The sequence below is a fragment of the Rhodococcus spelaei genome, from assembly GCF_006704125.1.
GTDB classification, from domain to species: Bacteria; Actinomycetota; Actinomycetes; order Mycobacteriales; family Mycobacteriaceae; genus Rhodococcus_G; species Rhodococcus_G spelaei.
The window spans coordinates 117756-133785 of record NZ_VIGH01000010.1; the positions used below are offsets into that span (position 1 = coordinate 117756).

13 protein-coding genes and 1 pseudogene are annotated in these 16030 nt (G+C 64.8%); 11 read left to right on the forward strand and 3 right to left on the reverse strand.

Annotation, left to right across the window (positions count from 1 at the left end; translation table 11 throughout):
• The first annotated feature begins 304 nt into the window (after window positions 1-304).
• The 4 genes and pseudogenes from FK531_RS20380 (at window position 305) to FK531_RS20395 (ending at window position 6197) form a co-directional block, all read left to right on the forward strand.
• Window positions 305-2140: a DUF262 domain-containing protein gene (locus FK531_RS20380; RefSeq protein ID WP_142102728.1), complete on the forward strand. Its 1836-nt coding sequence runs from the start codon at window positions 305-307 to the stop codon at window positions 2138-2140.
• Window positions 2141-2500: 360 nt separating this feature from the next.
• Window positions 2501-3421, forward strand: coding sequence for a hypothetical protein (locus FK531_RS20385; protein ID WP_181763053.1), 921 nt, complete (start codon window positions 2501-2503; stop codon window positions 3419-3421).
• Window positions 3369-5248: pseudogene (locus tag FK531_RS20390) on the forward strand (DNA/RNA helicase domain-containing protein). Before FK531_RS20385 ends, FK531_RS20390 begins: the two are co-directional and overlap by 53 nt.
• A gap of 103 nt (window positions 5249-5351) precedes the next feature.
• Complete coding sequence (locus FK531_RS20395) at window positions 5352-6197, forward strand: HNH endonuclease (RefSeq protein WP_142102730.1); 846 nt, start codon at window positions 5352-5354, stop codon at window positions 6195-6197.
• Between the two features lie 103 nt (window positions 6198-6300).
• On the opposite strand, the gene FK531_RS20400 is transcribed toward FK531_RS20395, so the two are convergent.
• Both FK531_RS20400 and FK531_RS20405 read right to left on the reverse strand, forming a co-directional pair.
• Complete coding sequence (locus FK531_RS20400) at window positions 6301-9273, reverse strand: DUF3427 domain-containing protein (protein ID WP_142102732.1); 2973 nt, start codon at window positions 9271-9273, stop codon at window positions 6301-6303.
• Window positions 9273-9695: a (deoxy)nucleoside triphosphate pyrophosphohydrolase gene (locus FK531_RS20405; RefSeq protein WP_142102734.1), complete on the reverse strand. Its 423-nt coding sequence runs from the start codon at window positions 9693-9695 to the stop codon at window positions 9273-9275. The genes FK531_RS20400 and FK531_RS20405 overlap by 1 nt, the downstream gene beginning before the upstream one ends.
• A gap of 389 nt (window positions 9696-10084) precedes the next feature.
• Between FK531_RS20405 and FK531_RS20410 the strand changes: the two genes are divergently transcribed.
• From FK531_RS20410 to FK531_RS20435, 6 genes are all read left to right on the forward strand, one after another.
• Entirely contained in the window at window positions 10085-10378 is a 294-nt protein-coding gene (locus tag FK531_RS20410) for a hypothetical protein (RefSeq protein WP_246098291.1), read from the forward strand.
• 38 nt (window positions 10379-10416) lie between these two features.
• Window positions 10417-11742, forward strand: a complete 1326-nt coding sequence (locus tag FK531_RS20415) for a hypothetical protein (RefSeq protein WP_142102736.1) — start codon at window positions 10417-10419, stop codon at window positions 11740-11742.
• A 12-nt stretch (window positions 11743-11754) separates the two neighbouring features.
• Complete coding sequence (locus tag FK531_RS20420; protein ID WP_246098292.1) at window positions 11755-12105, forward strand: hypothetical protein; 351 nt, start codon at window positions 11755-11757, stop codon at window positions 12103-12105.
• Complete coding sequence (locus tag FK531_RS20425) at window positions 12102-12398, forward strand: hypothetical protein (RefSeq protein WP_142102738.1); 297 nt, start codon at window positions 12102-12104, stop codon at window positions 12396-12398. The genes FK531_RS20420 and FK531_RS20425 overlap by 4 nt, the downstream gene beginning before the upstream one ends.
• Before the next feature lie 106 nt (window positions 12399-12504).
• Window positions 12505-13095, forward strand: coding sequence for a T3SS (YopN, CesT) and YbjN peptide-binding chaperone 1 (locus FK531_RS20430; protein WP_142102740.1), 591 nt, complete (start codon window positions 12505-12507; stop codon window positions 13093-13095).
• A gap of 119 nt (window positions 13096-13214) precedes the next feature.
• A complete protein-coding gene (locus tag FK531_RS20435; protein WP_142102742.1) occupies window positions 13215-13985 on the forward strand; it encodes an 8-oxoguanine DNA glycosylase OGG fold protein in 771 nt (256 codons plus the stop codon).
• An 89-nt stretch (window positions 13986-14074) separates the two neighbouring features.
• Here FK531_RS20435 and FK531_RS20440 read toward each other — a convergent pair whose 3' ends face one another.
• A complete protein-coding gene (locus FK531_RS20440) occupies window positions 14075-14503 on the reverse strand; it encodes a hypothetical protein (RefSeq protein ID WP_142102743.1) in 429 nt (142 codons plus the stop codon).
• Between the two features lie 141 nt (window positions 14504-14644).
• On the opposite strand from FK531_RS20440, the gene FK531_RS20445 reads away from it, so the two are divergent.
• A complete protein-coding gene (locus FK531_RS20445) occupies window positions 14645-16015 on the forward strand; it encodes a TY-Chap domain-containing protein (protein ID WP_142102745.1) in 1371 nt (456 codons plus the stop codon).
• Window positions 16016-16030 lie beyond the last annotated feature (15 nt).

Genomic DNA, 16030 nt, shown 5'->3' on the forward strand with positions numbered 1-16030 from the left:
ACCTGCGGGATGCTACATCACGCCATACCGCCGGGTCTGTTCTCCAATACCTGCGCGGGAAGGGCTGACCGGCCCTCGTGCGTGGGAAAGCTGGTCGTACGCCAAGTTCGACGCCGGATATGCCGGCCGCGCCGAGTCGGACCAATCTTCCTTAGCCCCTGGGCCATTCGAGGACGGCAGCGAGGTCGATGGCTCTGCAGCCAGTCGATTCGCGCCGATGTACACGCGCTGCACACCGGTGTCCGACCATGGGCCTATTCTCTTTCGTTGTCTCACCATATTCTCGATCGAATCAGGAATCCGCATGTCGCTCATCCAGACCCACAGCTTCACCATTACGCAGGCGCTGCAGTCATGCTTCTACCGGATTCCGGACTATCAGCGCGAGTACGTATGGGGTCCGACCGAAGCCGTCCAGCTACTCGACGACATCACCGAGAGCATCGACGCCGGCGGTAAGCAATACTTCGTCGGCACTGTACTGGTGGCAGCGGACGGGCCCGGTCGGCAAGCGGACGAGCTCGATGTGATCGACGGCCAGCAGAGGACCACCACGTTCTTCCTGATGCTGTGCGCGCTGCGCCGTCGGTTTCGGGGCCATCCGCAGCAGCCCACGATCGAGGGTCTGCTCGCGAGTAGCTACACAAATCTTGAAGGCATGACCGTTTCGCGGCTTCGGCTCGAGCCCTGCTACGAGAACGCAGCCGATCTGGTCCAGTTCCTCCGGCAATACGACGGAGCAGACGGCGAGCTGTCCGACGCCCTCGACCATGCCGCCATCGAACGGTTCGGGTCGGCAGCACGATTGACCGACGTTTTCCTGGCCATATCGGAGTACCTCGACCACAACTTCCCGGAACACGCCGACCTTGCGCGGTTCTGGGGACATCTAGCAAACAACGTGATCTTCATCCAGATTCAAACGGATGTCAGCAGCGCGTTGAAGATCTTCGAAACCATCAACGAGCGTGGCATCGGGCTCAATCCGATGGACCTGCTGAAGAATCTCCTCTTCGCGCAGGTCAAGCAGGACGACTTCGCCAAGCTGAAAGACAAGTGGAAGAAGATCACGACGCCCCTCGAGCAGAAGAAGCAGAAGCCGCTGCGTTTCCTCCGGTACTTCGTGATGGCGAACTACAAGATTCGCGACGCGCACAGCAAGGGGATCGTACGCGAGGATCAGATCTACTCGTGGTTCGTCGACAAGGACAATGCCGCGGTCGCCGGATACGCGACGAGACCCTTCGAGTTCGTCGACACGGTGGCGGCAAACGTCGAGCGCTACCTCGCGTTTCAGAGTGGGCGTGATTCGCAGGGAAGCCCGAGCGCGGCATTGGCGAACCTGCAGCATCTGACTGGGACTTCGTTGAGCCAGCATCACGTCCTCCTGCTGGCAGGCGGAAAGCTACGCCCCGCGAACTTCGAGCACCTGGTCGAGCAAATCGAGAACTTTCTCTTCTTCTACGTGTTCACGCGCACGTCCACCAAAGACCTCGAGGCGTTGTTCTCGCGGTGGGCGGATGAGATCCGAGAATTCTCGACGATCACGGACGAGGCCACGCAACGGTTGGCTCTGAACGAATTCATCGCCACGCACTTCCAGAGTTCGATCGCCTCCAAGCATGACGAACTGCGTGACGCTCTTCGCCGCTACCGGCTCGGATCAATGCCGAAGTACCGCTCGCGCTATCTGCTCGCGCGAATTACCCAGCATGTCGACATGGCCCATTCCGGAACCAAGACCCGCGGACTGCTCAGTCAGTACACGAATCTCGAGATCGAGCACATCTTGCCGCAGACGCCGCGCAGCGATCTCCTCGGCGAGTGGTGTGAGGGCAATGACGAGGACTACCAGTCGTATGTGAACCGCCTCGGGAACCTCACACTCCTCGAGAAGCCTCACAATATAGTCGCAGGCAACGACTTCTACGATTCGAAGAAGCCGCTCTACTCCCAGAGCGGCAACTACCTGACGCGAAGCATCGCCCAGCTGAGCACTGTCGGGAAGAACACGACGGTGACGACGATCAACTCGCGCTTGCAGGCTTTTGAACACTGGGATGCCAAGGCGATTGATGTGCGGACCGAGGTGCTCATCTCCCTAGCGCTCGAGATCTGGAGCACGGCGCCAGCTGCCTGATCCACAGCCGTCAATACACTCTCGAATAACTTCTGTGTGCCAAGCGCTTTGGCGATCCGAATGGGACTGCCCCAGGTTCAGTTGACTCGCGGCAGCCCCTTCATACCTCCATATGCCCGGCAAGGATGCACCTCGTGTCGACCAGCGACAGCCGAGGTGGCCCGTCTGGACCGGCCGACGCCTACGCCGAAGCCATCCACTCCGACGCCCCGGATGTGGTGCAGATCGGCGCGCAGGCCTTCTGCCACCGGAGGTACCCACCGGCCACGACGATGTGGTCGTCGCAGGCAACGACTGCTACGCGGACGCCCTGCCAATCTTCGACGATCTCATCAGATTTGCGGGTCTGGCCTGAGCCATGTGCTCAAGCCAGACGTCATCCGATCCTTCGACATCGCTGCCGGAACCGCCTGCGGCAGGGTCGACGGGGTCGGCTCGGGTCGTCGGGTCCTCCTGCTCGGCGGCCGGTCGTGGAAGGTCACCCACATCGACTGGAACCGACGTCAGGTGTTCGTGGAGAACACCGATCTGCAGGGCCGCGCGAAGTGGATGTCACTTCCCGATGGCGCATCCTTCGAGATCACCCGCGGTGTGCGCGACGTCCTGCTCGGGGTCCAGCCGGCCGGTGTCACGCTCGCCAGACGAGCCGTGGCGACTCTCGACGACATGCGCCTACAACGCGCCGACCACATCATCGAGGGCGCGTTCGTCATTGCACGCGACGGGCGGGACGACTGGCGCTGGTGGACCTGGGCAGGGGCGAAAGCCAACCGCACACCCGCCGCGTGGGCGCCGGGTCTTGTTCCGCCGCGGCAGCGGATCGGAGCGGAATCCCTACGGCTCCACGGCGACCTCTCGGTCGACGACATTCGACGCGGTCTCGCCGAGCTCCGAACCCACAACGGCGACCGTCCGCTCCCCCTCGTGGACAAGAAAGCACTCAAGGGCCTGAAGTTCCGCAGCACTCCCGGAGGCGCTGGCGCGTCACTCGCTCGCCGCCCGCATCGTGAACAATCCGGCGGCCGAGGAAGTCCTCCACGAGAAGGCACAGATCGTCACGCATTCGGAGTCGTAGCCCGGACACGCCATCGGCCGGGCCGTGACGATTTCCTGTCGGCGGTGTCCGATAGTGTTCTTTTCGCGGCCCGACGGACTTCCGCTGTGATTCACGGCCACGGACATGCCCCCACCCGCACGACTCGATTCGTGCTGCCCGGGGGACCCCACTTTGACCTTGCTTCGTACGTCGGCGAAACGCGTCGCCGGCATCGCTCACCCTGACTCGCTGGTCGAGCAACTCCTCGATCAGATGCTGTTCACCACCGGGCGCCGAGCAAGCGAGGCCGAACAGAAGTCGTGGGGCCGCAGTCTCCCCGTGTTCGCTCGGGATCTCGTCGATGCGGGCCTGGGCGACGTCGAGATGCTGATCGAGTACCACCTTCCGTTGACGTCGCAGCGCGCCGATGTCGTGCTCGCCGGCGTCCATCCCAATACCGGTGCGGCCTCGTATGTGGTGGTCGAACTCAAGCAGTGGTCGTCGGCTTACCGGTTCGAGGGGAGTCCGGAGCTCGTCGAGGTTCCCGGCATGCCGGGCGGACCCAAGCTGCATCCCGTAGCCCAGGTGAAGGGGTACTGCGACTACCTCGCTGACTTCGCGCGAGCCATCGAGAACCAACCGGACGCGCTCGCCGGAATGGCCTACCTACACAACGCGACCGACCCGTCATCGGTGTCCGACCTCCGCAGCTTCCCGACAGGTATCACCGGCCGCCTGTTCACTGGCGCCGATCGCGCGGACATGTTCGCGTTCCTCCAATCGCGTTTGTCCGGCGACGCAGCCGGCCATGTCGCGGGTGACACCCTGATGCGGTCGGCGGTCGCGCCATCGCAGCAGCTACTCAAGGTCGCGGCGGCTGAGGTCCGCGACCGACCCCAGTTCCACCTCCTCGGCAACCAGCAGCTAGCCGTGGACCTCGTCCTGCATTCCGTCGAGCAGGCGCGGTCCGCGGACGCCAAGCGAATCGTGGTCGTCACAGGCGGTCCAGGCAGCGGCAAGAGCGTCATCGCGCTGTCGCTGGTCGGTGAGCTTGCGCGTCGTGGCCGAACCGTGCTGCACGCCACCGGTTCCCGCTCGTTCACCCAGACCCTTCGCAAAGTAGCCGGCCACCGAGCGCCACGGGTCCAGAAGATGTTCAAGTACTTCAACCAGTTCATGTCGGCCGAACGGAATGGCCTCGACGTCCTCATTCTCGACGAGGCTCATCGGATTCGCGAAACCTCCGTCGACCGCTACACGAAAGCAGAACTGCGCACCGACCGGCCGCAGATCGACGAGCTGATCGCGGCGGCGCGAGTACCCGTGTTCCTGCTCGACGAGCACCAGATTGTGCGACCCGGCGAGATGGGCTCACTCGAGCAGATCGAGCTTCACGCCAAGTCGCTCGGCCTCGACGTCCATCACGTGCACCTCGGCGAGCAGTTCCGGTGCGGCGGCAGCGAAGAGTACGTGCTGTGGGTCAAGCGCCTCCTGGGTTTGACTGACGGGGCCCATACAAGTGGAAGGGCGATCCCCAATTCGCCGTCCGCGTCGCCGACACCCCGCAGGAACTCGAGCACCTGCTGACCCAACAAATCGATCGCGGCTACGGGGCACGCATCACCGCCGGCTACTGCTGGCCGTGGAGCGACGCACGCAAGGACGGCACCCTCGTCCCCGACGTCGTCATCGACGACTGGGCACGACCGTGGAACAGCAAGAGCGACAGGCGCATCGGCGACGCTCCCCCGGCACCGCTGTGGGCCACTGAGGACGGCGGCTTCGACCAGGTCGGCTGCGTCTACACCGCACAAGGTTTCGAGTACGACTGGAACGGCGTGATCCTCGGACCTGACCTGGTGTGGCGTGACGGAGGCTTCACCACCGTTCGCGCGGCCAATCGCGACCCCGACTTCAAGAACGCCAAGAAGATCAGCGACGTCCGCTTCGACAAGCTGGTTCGCAACGTTTACAAGGTGCTGCTGACCCGCGGCATGGTCGGCACCGTCATCTACTCGACGGATGAGCAGACGAGGGATGCGCTCCGCGCATTGATCGACGAATCCCGCTGAGCATTCAGCGGGTTGGACAAAAACTCAGAACGAGCACGGCCCGACAGGCTTCCGCGACAGGACATGCCTCCACCCGGTGCGAGACCGGATAGGCGCATGGGCATTGACCAGTTGGGTTGTCAAGATCGGTAAGGAGACCCCCGAGCACTGGGGGTTCGCGCGGGATGACAGGTTGTGGGATGTCCGGCGCCCTGGATTCTTTGGACGGATTGAACCCGGCGACGACGTCTACTTCTGGCTCGCCAAGACAGGTCTCGTGTCCTGGGTACGGGCGACAACATCGTTGTACCCGATTGGCCCCCATTCCAGACCTGCCCGCTGGGTGGACAATCACCTCGGCCAGTACACGCATCGCTTCGAGTTCGAGGTGATCAGCGACGATGTCCCCCACCTTGCTGTATGGGAAGAGCTGAGAACGGCCGGGGGTAAGAAGTACGCGGCGCAGTCTCCGGCGAACGAAATCACAGAACCCAACGCCGAGTTGTTCCTACGCGCGCAGTTCGGCAAACAGTCGGATGTCGCCTTCGTTGATGTCCCAGTTTCGTACACGCCCGGTGCCGACATGCGGGAACGTGCCGAACGCCAGATCACACTGCGAAGAGGGCAGGCACGATTCCGCAACCGTCTGATCATCGCCTATGCCGGTAAATGCGCAGTCACCGGTTCCACGGTGACCTCCGTTCTCGAAGCCGCGCATATCGACCGCTACTACGGTGACCACACCAACCACGTCACCAACAGGCTCCTTCTGCGGTCCGACATCCACACACTCTTCGACCTCAGACTGCTCACCGTCTCTGATGCAACGACCGTCCTCCTGGCACCGTGGCTGCGGAACAGCGAATACAAGCCGCTGCATGGAAAGACTCTCCAGTTGCCGGATTCCTCAACTGCGCACCCCGATACCCACGCACTCGCGCGCCACCGCGAAAGTTGTGAATGGGCGTGAACCCCTACCTGAAGTACGCCAGGATCTCTCGCCGGCGGCGCCAAAGGCTACATGGCCGAATTGCGCCAACCCCCAGCCCTTCGGTAGTGAAAGGCGCCGTTCGTCAGCAACCGCTGGGACCCTGCACTAAGTCCCTGCTCTCTTCGGCACCCGAAGTCACCAGATACCGATACAGGCTCTCATCCATCGGCTTCTTGAGGGCGAGCTTCATCGTCACCACGTCGAGCATGTTGCCCGAACCACCGGGCATCTTTTCCTGCACCGGCTCTCGCGACTCCGCGAGCCCCAGGTAGGTGAAATCGAGCCCCTCTGCGTCATTCTTCTTCGCGAACAAGTAAAGCGGGACCTCGTTCTCGACTATCGATCGCACTTCGGCGCTTTGCAGCGTACGGCGACTCCGCGTGAACCACTTCAGGGTCGATGCGTCGAGGAATTCGTCCTCGTACTGTGTGCTTTCCGAAACATGATCGGCCTTGTGATAGGTAACGAAGATCGGGCAGCTCTGCGACGCGACATCCACTTTGTAGCCGTAGATCGTGCCGTACTCGTTGGACTTCCAGTTGAGCAGCCGGCACACGTCCTTGCGAGAGTACAGCTTGCCGACCTGAAGTTCTCCCGTCCAGCCGTGTCGGTGCCGGGCCACGAACAACCCCGTCTCGATAATGTCGTCGACATGCTGACCGAGCTTCGGTGACGCACCAAGCATGTCCGTGATTTTTGGTGAGAGTTCCCACCGGGAACCGCCGGTGACCACAAGGGCATCGTCGCCGTACTTCTGACGCTCGGTCGCCGTGAAGAATTCCAGCGACAGAACCCGCAGCACGGACTCGATCGTCGCGTCGTCGTTCACGCAGCCTTGCTCTCCGAGCAGCGATCGGTACTCGTGTTCGTCGAGTCGACGACCCGCCAACAACTCGCGTAGCAGCAACAGCTCGTGAGGACGCTTCCCGACCAGCAGTTCACCCGAGAGAAAGTTGAGCACCTCGGCGAGGGGCTCGGGAAGTACCTCGTCTTCACGCTTGAGCTTCTGCAGGAATGCCCAGTAGTTTCTGTGCTTCGTCGCGATGACCACTGGGTCGACGGTGTCGAATCGGGCGAAGTCGATGAGGCGAGGCGGCTCCCCCAATCGCTGTTCGAGCTGCAGGAACGCCTCTTTCAGGTTCTTCATGCTGTCGAGTGACACCGCAGCCAGCGACTGCAGCACCCGATCACGCGACACCTGATCGAAATTGATACTGGACAGGCCCGAGATGACGCCGGCGTCGTTGGCACGGATCAGCTTCTGCCGAATCACGTCCTTGTTCAGCGAGCTGTCACCCAGCAGCGCGATCGGGATCAAGTAGTTGTTCGTGTAGTTGCCGATGAAGTCGATCACCCGCAGGTGGTCCTTCCCCGGCGCCTTCCTCAGTCCCCGACCGAGTTGCTGCGTAAACACGATGCTCGACTGCGTCTGCCGCAGCATGATGATCTGGTTCACCGCCGGAATGTCGATGCCTTCATTGAAGATGTCGACGGTCAAGATGTAGTCGAGCTCTCCCCGTTCGAGCTCTCCAACGACCTCCAGTCGCGTCTCGACCGAATCACTCCCCATGAGCGTGCGGGTGCGCAGCGGGGTGTCGCGAACCTGCTTCTGGTTCAGAAGCCGTGAGAGCTCGATCGCTTCGTCCCGTCGGCCGCAAAAGATCAGTCCCCGCGTGTCTCCGGTGTGCCCGTACATGCGGATCGCTCTGATCAGGTGGTCCACCCGTTCGTCGGCGACGAGCCGTGCCAGGTCTGCCGTTTCCTCGATGGTGGCGCCGTCGGCGTCGACGTAGTCGGTCACGCCGTAGTAGTGGAACGGCGCGAGCATGTCGGCTTCGAGTGCAGCCTGCAGCCGGATCTCGTAGGGGACGTTGAAGTCGAACAGCTCGAAGACGTTGAACCCGTCCGTTCGCTCCGGGGTGGCGGTCAACCCGAGCAGGAAGTCCGGGTCGAGGTGGTCGATCACCCGCTGGTAGCTCTCCGCACCCGCTCGGTGCACCTCATCGATGAGCACGTGGTCGAAGTGCCGGGGGTCGATCGCACGCAGGTTCTCGGGCCGCGAGAGCGATTGGATCGTCGCGAACACATATTTGTGGTCCAGCTCGCGTCGGGATCCGACGAATTTGCCGAACTTGCTGACCGGCTCTCCAAGCACCCGCTGATATGCCTCGATGGCAGCGTCGAGGATTTGTTCCCGATGCACCACGAACAGCATTCGCTGAGGACCGACTGCCCGCACGTCGAGTGCCGAGAGGATCGTCTTCCCAGTGCCCGTTGCCGAGATGACGACGGCACGACGCTCGCCTGCGTCACGAACCAGGTCGATCGCCTCGAGCGCCTCGACCTGCATTGCATTCGGAAGTATCCGAGCGTCGTGTGCCTTGCCGCCGACCAGGATGTCGACGTCGAGCACATGCTCGACCTGTGATTCCGGAGCGAAGGGAAGGTCGCCGGAGAACGCACGACGACCCTGCTGATAATGGCGTTCGTACGCATCTATCCACTCGAAAGTCAGCCGCTCAGATCGCTGTACCTGACGCTCGATCGCCTGCCGCAACTGACCGACAATGTCGCCGCCCGGAAGCGCCGAGAAGCGAAGGTTCCACTCTTCGTTCTGTTGTAGCGCGCGGGCGGTGAGGTTCGAGCTACCGACGATTGCAGTCGTCGATTCGCGATGTTCGAACAGATACCCCTTCGCGTGGAACCCTCGTTCCACTCCGGGGTGAACGTAGATATCGACTCCGTCGAGCGTGAGCAACTCACGAAACGCGTCGGGCTCATTGAAGTTGAGGTACGTCGAGGTGACGATCACGCCCTTGCCTCGAAAGTCGAGCAGGGCCTGCTTGAGCAGCGCGAGTGCTCCCGTCGTGACGAACGCCACCGAGAATACGAACCGCTGTGATCGATGTAGTTCGTGCCGAACGGCCCGCAGCATCGTGTTTTCGTCCTCATTCGAAATGAGGAGCGGTTGGAAAACCTGATCGGAAGGGAGAGACGCGTCGATGAAGCCGAACGCGGTGTCAGCTCGCAAGAGCCTCTCGATGCCAGCTGCCATCAGACGGACGCGGTGCGCAGTCGCTCGACTGCAGGAATGTCGGCAGGCGCCCACTCGAGCACACCGAGGTCGGCGGCCGGGAGCCACGTGATCTCCGCATGTTCTGTCAGCTGCGGCTCACCATCGATGAGTGTGCAGAAGTAGGTGGTCAGGATGACCACGCCGAAGTCGTACTCGTGCTCGGTGGTTTCGACACGTTCACCGATTTCCGCACGACACAGCAACTCTTCCTCGAGCTCGCGGCGAAGTGCCTCCTGCGGGCTCTCGCCGGCCTCAATCTTGCCGCCAGGGAACTCCCACATGCCTGGCAGCGACATGCCGTCGCTGCGGCGGGCCGCGAGGATCATTCCGTCTCGCACAAGCACCGCACCAACGACGTGGATGCGACGCTTCGGAGCTGAGGTCGTACCTGTCTCGTCCATCGGCTCGCACCCTACCGAGTGCGCCGCCCGAGTACACGCACCGCCGCCCGAGCGCCGCCCCTGCGCCGCGTTCGACGACAGACACCAGACGCTGGGCCAACGTACCGTCGACTCGATGTCGACGACCGCGGAAGGCCTTCCCTGCAAGGGTGCATTATCCGCCCCCGAAGGCAGGGCCCGCCGCTACCGTCGCCCACCGCGTGCACGGTGCGGTGCAGCCCGACAAGAGGTGTTGACGCCCCTACCCGCGACTCCTCGCGACGACTGGATCACCTCCGCTGCGGCAAGTGCACATGGGCCCCGACTAGACTCGTGCCACAGGCGCCGGGGGGCGCTGGCTTTCGCGTCGCAAGGGATGCCGCCGCGATCGCGAAGCAGGGGGGATGTATATGAATGTCGATCCGGCGGAACTGCGCGCACTCGCGTCCGCCATGTACGGGGTCGGCGAGTCGATCGACGATATCGATGTTCGTAACTCCATCCGGACCTCCGGCGATTTCCTACCCGGTTCCGACGTCGCCGCTGCGTTGGACGAGGCGGGCGAATTCGTCGAAGGCGCCTACCTGCGAATGGCTCAGCGCGCCAGGCGAATCGCCGCCATCGCGAAAGGCAACGCACGGGATTTCGAGGTCACGGACGACGCCTTCCGTACACAACTGACGGCTGTCGGAGCACAGCTTTGACGCCGACTCGCAGCCAGATCAGAGGATGGACTCCGGCGATGCTGGCAGATATCGCCACTCGCGTCAGAGCTGGCGACGCCGAATACAGCAACCAACTCGATCGAATGCGATCGGGAATCCAGGATGCCGGAAACCACTGGCACGGCTCGGCATACGACGCTGCGTACGACCGCATCGGCACCGACTGCGATACCGGCACGAAAACCTCTCACGAAGTCCTCGCCCTCTCGCAGGTTCTCGACGAGGGCTGCCGCGCGTTGGCGTCTCACCTGAGCACGTTGAACAGCCGGACGGCCGACGCTGAAAACGACCACTGCTCGGTTGCCGACGATTGGGCCGTCACCGGCGATGCTGCACGGGTCGATCAGCACTCCAGTGCGATCGGCTCCGCCCTCACCGAGCTCATCGCCGAGGCGAACGCAACGGCGAGAAGAATCCGTGACGCGGCGACCGCGATCCGGGCCTGTGGCAATCAACTTCCGGAGGGGCTCGATCCGTCGGGCGCCGAACACGTCATCTCCCCGCGAGAGGCCCGCGATCAGGAGTCTGCAGAGGCCTTCCACGAACTGTTCGGGCGCTACCCGCAGTCGCCGAGCGACTGGCAGACTGCGACCGCACTAAATCCACACAGCTACACGGAGAAGTATCAAGGCATACCGCCGAGCATCAAAGTTGTGCGTATCGAACCCGTACCCGGACAAGGCGTTGTCCGAACAAGCAGCTTCATCGAGCCGTACTCCGTCTTCAACGTTCCGGCCTACGATCTCGGCGACAACCGACCGAACGACCCGGAGTTCGATCCGGAGTACAGCAGAGTTACGACGTTCATCGATTACGAGAACGGGCTGGTCGTAATGCGACAGAACCCCTCGGTCGACACGGAAGGCAATGTGAAGGTGGGTTCTCCGGACGCTGAGGTCTGGCAGGCACAGGACGGGTCGGTTCGATTGAAGTACGAGGCCGCGAATCCGTTTCGACCGGAGGTCGGTCCGCTCGAGGCCCCTGCAGCCGTGATGCCGACCGTGCACGGAGACGTGGTGTTCACACCCGGACATGGTGAGCCTGGCGCTCCGGGATCGACGGGCGTCACGATCAGCGGGACCCGTGCTGACTATCCTTCCTTCGAGGTCTATCAGGACGATCCGCGGGGAACGACACACACGGTCGCAGTCGACCCTGCAAAATCTGGCGAATCGTGGGGTCCCGCCCTCAACCTGTGGACTACTCACGGCCTCGGCAGCGGCGAACGGGCGCTGGAGCCCTTCCAGTACATCCAGGAATGGGGCGGGCGAATTCCACCCACTGTGCGAGATCTCCCCGGAACCGTGCTGGGTGATCCCGCCGACCCACCACGAGTCAACTAGAGGATGGCCATCATGGACGAAGCGACTCGTGCGCGTCTGACGACGACCGGCCCAGACTACTGGCGAGCCGCGACGCTGGGGACCCCGCTTTGGCTCGCACTCGTGGTCGCTGGCTTCTTTGCGATAGCCCCACTCGTCGACACACTCGCCCCGGACGGCACCGCAAATTTCGTCGTCGAGTTCACCACGGTGGCAACCGAAGTGGTGATCACGATGCTGCTCGCGGTACCGCTGTTCGTTCGTGGGTCTGCGGCCTGGCGTGGCTTGGCGCTGGGCATGGTGACGGCGTCGTTCATCGGCCTGGTGTTCGCCTCGCTTCACCTCGCGATGAACGCCAACGCCCCGTTTGGGGTGTCGGTGTGACCGAAACTCGCAACTCCCCGTTCGGCGCCGCGAGTTACGCGTCGACGACGGTCACGTTGCTCGCCCTGGTCGGCCTCGTGATGATGCCGACAACCGACTCGCCGACTCCGGCCTGGATGTGGCTCGCCATCGTCCTCGGGTTCGTGGCATGGATCCTCTGCCTGGCGCGCGGCGGAACCGGTCGACGCGTCGCGGTCGGGATTCTCGTCGGTGTGCTCACCCCGATACTCCTGCTGTTGACGATTCCCGTCGTCGCCGTGGTCGGGAAGGTCGTCGGCGCGATCGTCGGGTGATCAGCGCACGCCGACGTCCACCGCCGTCCACCCGCCCGCCAACCCCCTGTCACTCCCCCGCACTACCGTGGACCCGCACATTCCCCCGCGCAGGACAGAGGACCCGATGACCGACCACGACACCACCGACGACCAGCCGCTTCGGATCGACGGCGCCCTCGCCGTGGTCACCGACGAGCGCGACCAGCTGCACGCACTGTGCGTGCGCACCCTCGCCGAGCTGCTCGGCTCCGAGCCCGACACCGACGAGGACGGCGACATCGCGGTTCCCGTGCACGGCTTCGCGGTCTACGTGACGGTCGCCGACGACGGCCCGCAGCTGCACGTGTGGTCGTCGATCGTCACCGGCATCACCGACCGCGCGCTGGCCACCACCCAGCTGGTCGAGCTCTCGGAGGAGTGGCCGCGGTTGCGCTTCGCGCTCAGCGAGGAGCACCTGCTGGTCTCGACGCTGCTCGACGCGGACCCGTTCGCGCCGCAGCACCTGCTCAACCTGATCGACGAGGTGCACGACCTCACCCACGACCTCGACGACGACTTCGCCGCCCGGTTCGGCGGCACCCTGGACTGCGACGCGGACGACGACAGCTACGCCGGCGAGTGCGGTGGCGGCGGCTGCGGCGACGACTGCGCGTGCGGCCACGACGGCGAGCACGTCGAGGGCGACCTCGGCATCACCCCGGCCACGTCCTCCTAAGTCCACGACGCTCGCGCCGCCTCGAACCCGGGGCGGCGCGGCGCCCACGTGTAACCCTGGCGCCGACACCGGCGTCCACCCTCACCCGGATTGTCGGTACCGGCTGGCACCCTTGCCCCATGCAGCTGAGTGACGAGGGATTCGAGCCGCCCGAGGCGTGCGTGCAGTGGTGCCACACCCGCTCCTACCCACTGCACGTCCTCGACGACGGCGCCCCGGTCGACCTGGACTGGTGGAACGAGCACCTCGCGCTCGCCAAGCACGAGATCCGGCTGCGCGGCCGCGATCTCGACGGTCGCATCGTCACCGAGGGCGTCGCGGTGGTGCAGCGCAACGACCTTCGGCTCGGCAGCGACCTGATCGACGCGGACGACGACGGCCTCGGACTGCTGTTCCTCTGCGCCGCCTGGCAGGGCGCACACCCGCACCGCCGCTACAAACGCCGCTTCCCCGACGTGGTCAACCCGCACGCCCGCGTCGGCGAGGACCCGCTCGCCCGGATCCGGGCCGTCCTCAAGCACTGCGCCCGCGAGCGCTCCCTGCCGAACGCCGCGAGTGCGTCCTGGTCGGGCTGGCCCGAGACGCCCGGCGTCGGGGTGTCGCTGCTGGCGGTATATCTGTGGGCGGTCGAGGCGAGGACCTCCACCGGACGCGCCCAGCTGATCGACCAGTACGGCGTCTCGACGCTGATCCACGAGGGCTGGCTCGAGGATCCGTCGGTCAGCGGCTTCACCCTCCGCCGCTACGACCGGTACCTCACCCTGCTCGGCGACTGGGCGGCGCGGGCGAACACCCGCCCCGAACTGATCGAGATGTGGCTGGTGCAACGGTGGAGCGCCCGACTGCGCGAGGCCCGGCAGGGCGCGCTGGCCGAACCCACGCTGTTCTGACGCGAGGCACACGGTGATCGACGCGACGAGTCCCTAAACAAGACCGAAGGTGTCAGACGCGGCAAGGTCCCGATCGGTTCCCGACCCGATCAATCTCCGTGGCGGCACCCGATCTGGCCGACCCGGTCTCGCACGGAGATCTCCTGAAAGTACTTGTTCTGCAGTTCGATCCGCCACGGTGTGCGCTGCTCGAGGTAGCGACGAACGGCCTCGACCGCGTTCCGATCGGCGAACCCCGAACGCCCGGTCACGAACACCGCCACCGTCGGCGGGAGTGGACCCTCCAGAACACCGAGCCCGAGCGCTCCGGCGGCGACGTCGTGCAGGCGAACCTCGAACCCGTCGCCCGCCGCGCGGAGGCCGTCGCGGTTCCGGCCGTCCTCGCTGACGAACGTCAGGCCCAGCCCGTCGAGAACTTCGATCACCTCCGCGATCGGCACGTCGACCTGAAGACAGTGCGGGAAGGTCCGCTGATCCTGGGTCGGCTCCCACGAGTCGTACCAGTCCACCAATGCCATGACACCTCCTCCCCGACGGTGCGGCAACCGTAGCCCTCGGCACCGACATCGCCTCCCGATTCCCGGACGGACTTCGACCGTCTGCCGCTCCCGGTCCGCTACTGGCGATACCCTGCATGACGACGGCCGGGAGCGCGGCCGGTGCGCGCTGCAGATGGGACCACACCGTTGCCCGACCTCGAAAAGTTCGACCAGGCCGTCGAACTGGCGTGGCGCGAGTTCCGCGGCACCCTCGCCGACCACATCGGCGCGATGCGCGGCGAGGACATCCTGGTGGTCGAGCTCGCGGAGGAACCGGGCGCCGGCGGCTACCTCCCGTGCGTGCAGTTCCTGGCCTGGTCCGACGACCTGGTGCGCTGCGAGGTGCCGTCCAACGCGTTCCTCGACCCCCGGTTCGCGTTGTCGCCCGCCGACGAGACACTTCTGGGCGAGCTCGGCTGGCAGCACCCCACCTGCGGGCCCGACGACGACCCCGCCGACGGGTCGCCGGCCCACTTCCTCGACCGCACCGTCCGATGGTCCGACCAGCTCGCGTCGATGACGGTGGCCACGTTCCGCGACGTGTGGAGCGTGCCGCACCCGAGCTTCCTCCGCGCCGAGGCGGTCGGTCGCCGAGCCGGCCACCTCACCGGTCCCACGGTGCGCGACTGGCTCGCGAGCTCCGACGTCGACCCGATGGTGGCCGTCGCCCCGCGCGACCCCGACCACCTGCGCGACCTCGTCGAGGCCGCCCTCACCGACCTGCTCGGCGACCAGCCGCAGGTCGACGGGGACGGCGACTTCGTCCTGACCATCGAGGGGCACGCCGTATTCGTGATCCCGCACCACACGGAACCCGTCGTCCGGTTGTCGGTGCCGCTGCTCTACCGGATCGGCGGCCGGACCCGCGCCGCCGAGACGGTCGCCGACCTCACCGCACGCTGGTCGCACCTGCGGTTCGTCCTGCGCGAGGACCGGCTGAACGCGGTGGTCGAGATACCCGGGTTCCCGTTCGTGCCACGGCATCTGACGGACCTGCTCGAGCGAGTCACCGCGTTCCTCGCGACCGTGGACCGGGCGTTCGCCGCACGGTTCGATGCCGTCGGCCATCGCACCACACCCCGTCCGGCGGTCGCCAACCACGAACGCGCGCCGGACGTACCGCCGGCGCTGATGGCGGTGATGCAGTTGGTGCGCTACGGCGAGGGCACCCTCGCCGCCGAGACCGCCGCCGACGTCTGCGAACGCGACCGCGCCGCCATCCTCGACTACATGCGGATCAGCGCCGAACGGACGGCGGAGTGGGGCGGATCGCTGGAAAGGGCTCGCGCCGAGGCGAATCCGGACGAGGTCGTTCACTGCGAAGGCGAGGCGACCGCCTGGGCCGGAACGCTCGCCGCGCTGAGCGGCGCCCTGCGAGCGGTCAGTTTCTCCCGGCCAGGACTGACCCCCGCGCCCCCGGAGGAACCGCCACGGCAGCTGGAACTGTTCGACGAACCGAGCGAGCTCACCCTGTTCGATGCACCTCGCTGAGCTGCGCAGACTTCC

Coding starts and splice junctions, on each gene's coding strand:
- FK531_RS20405 (WP_142102734.1), bottom strand. CDS start 9,695: ATGGACGAGACAGGTACGACCTCAGCTCCGAAGCGTCGCATCCACGTC.
- FK531_RS20430 (WP_142102740.1), top strand. CDS start 12,505: ATGACCGACCACGACACCACCGACGACCAGCCGCTTCGGATCGACGGC.
- FK531_RS20410 (WP_246098291.1), top strand. CDS start 10,085: ATGAATGTCGATCCGGCGGAACTGCGCGCACTCGCGTCCGCCATGTAC.
- FK531_RS20415 (WP_142102736.1), top strand. CDS start 10,417: ATGCTGGCAGATATCGCCACTCGCGTCAGAGCTGGCGACGCCGAATAC.
- FK531_RS20420 (WP_246098292.1), top strand. CDS start 11,755: ATGGACGAAGCGACTCGTGCGCGTCTGACGACGACCGGCCCAGACTAC.
- FK531_RS20435 (WP_142102742.1), top strand. CDS start 13,215: ATGCAGCTGAGTGACGAGGGATTCGAGCCGCCCGAGGCGTGCGTGCAG.
- FK531_RS20440 (WP_142102743.1), bottom strand. CDS start 14,503: ATGGCATTGGTGGACTGGTACGACTCGTGGGAGCCGACCCAGGATCAG.
- FK531_RS20400 (WP_142102732.1), bottom strand. CDS start 9,273: ATGGCAGCTGGCATCGAGAGGCTCTTGCGAGCTGACACCGCGTTCGGC.
- FK531_RS20380 (WP_142102728.1), top strand. CDS start 305: ATGTCGCTCATCCAGACCCACAGCTTCACCATTACGCAGGCGCTGCAG.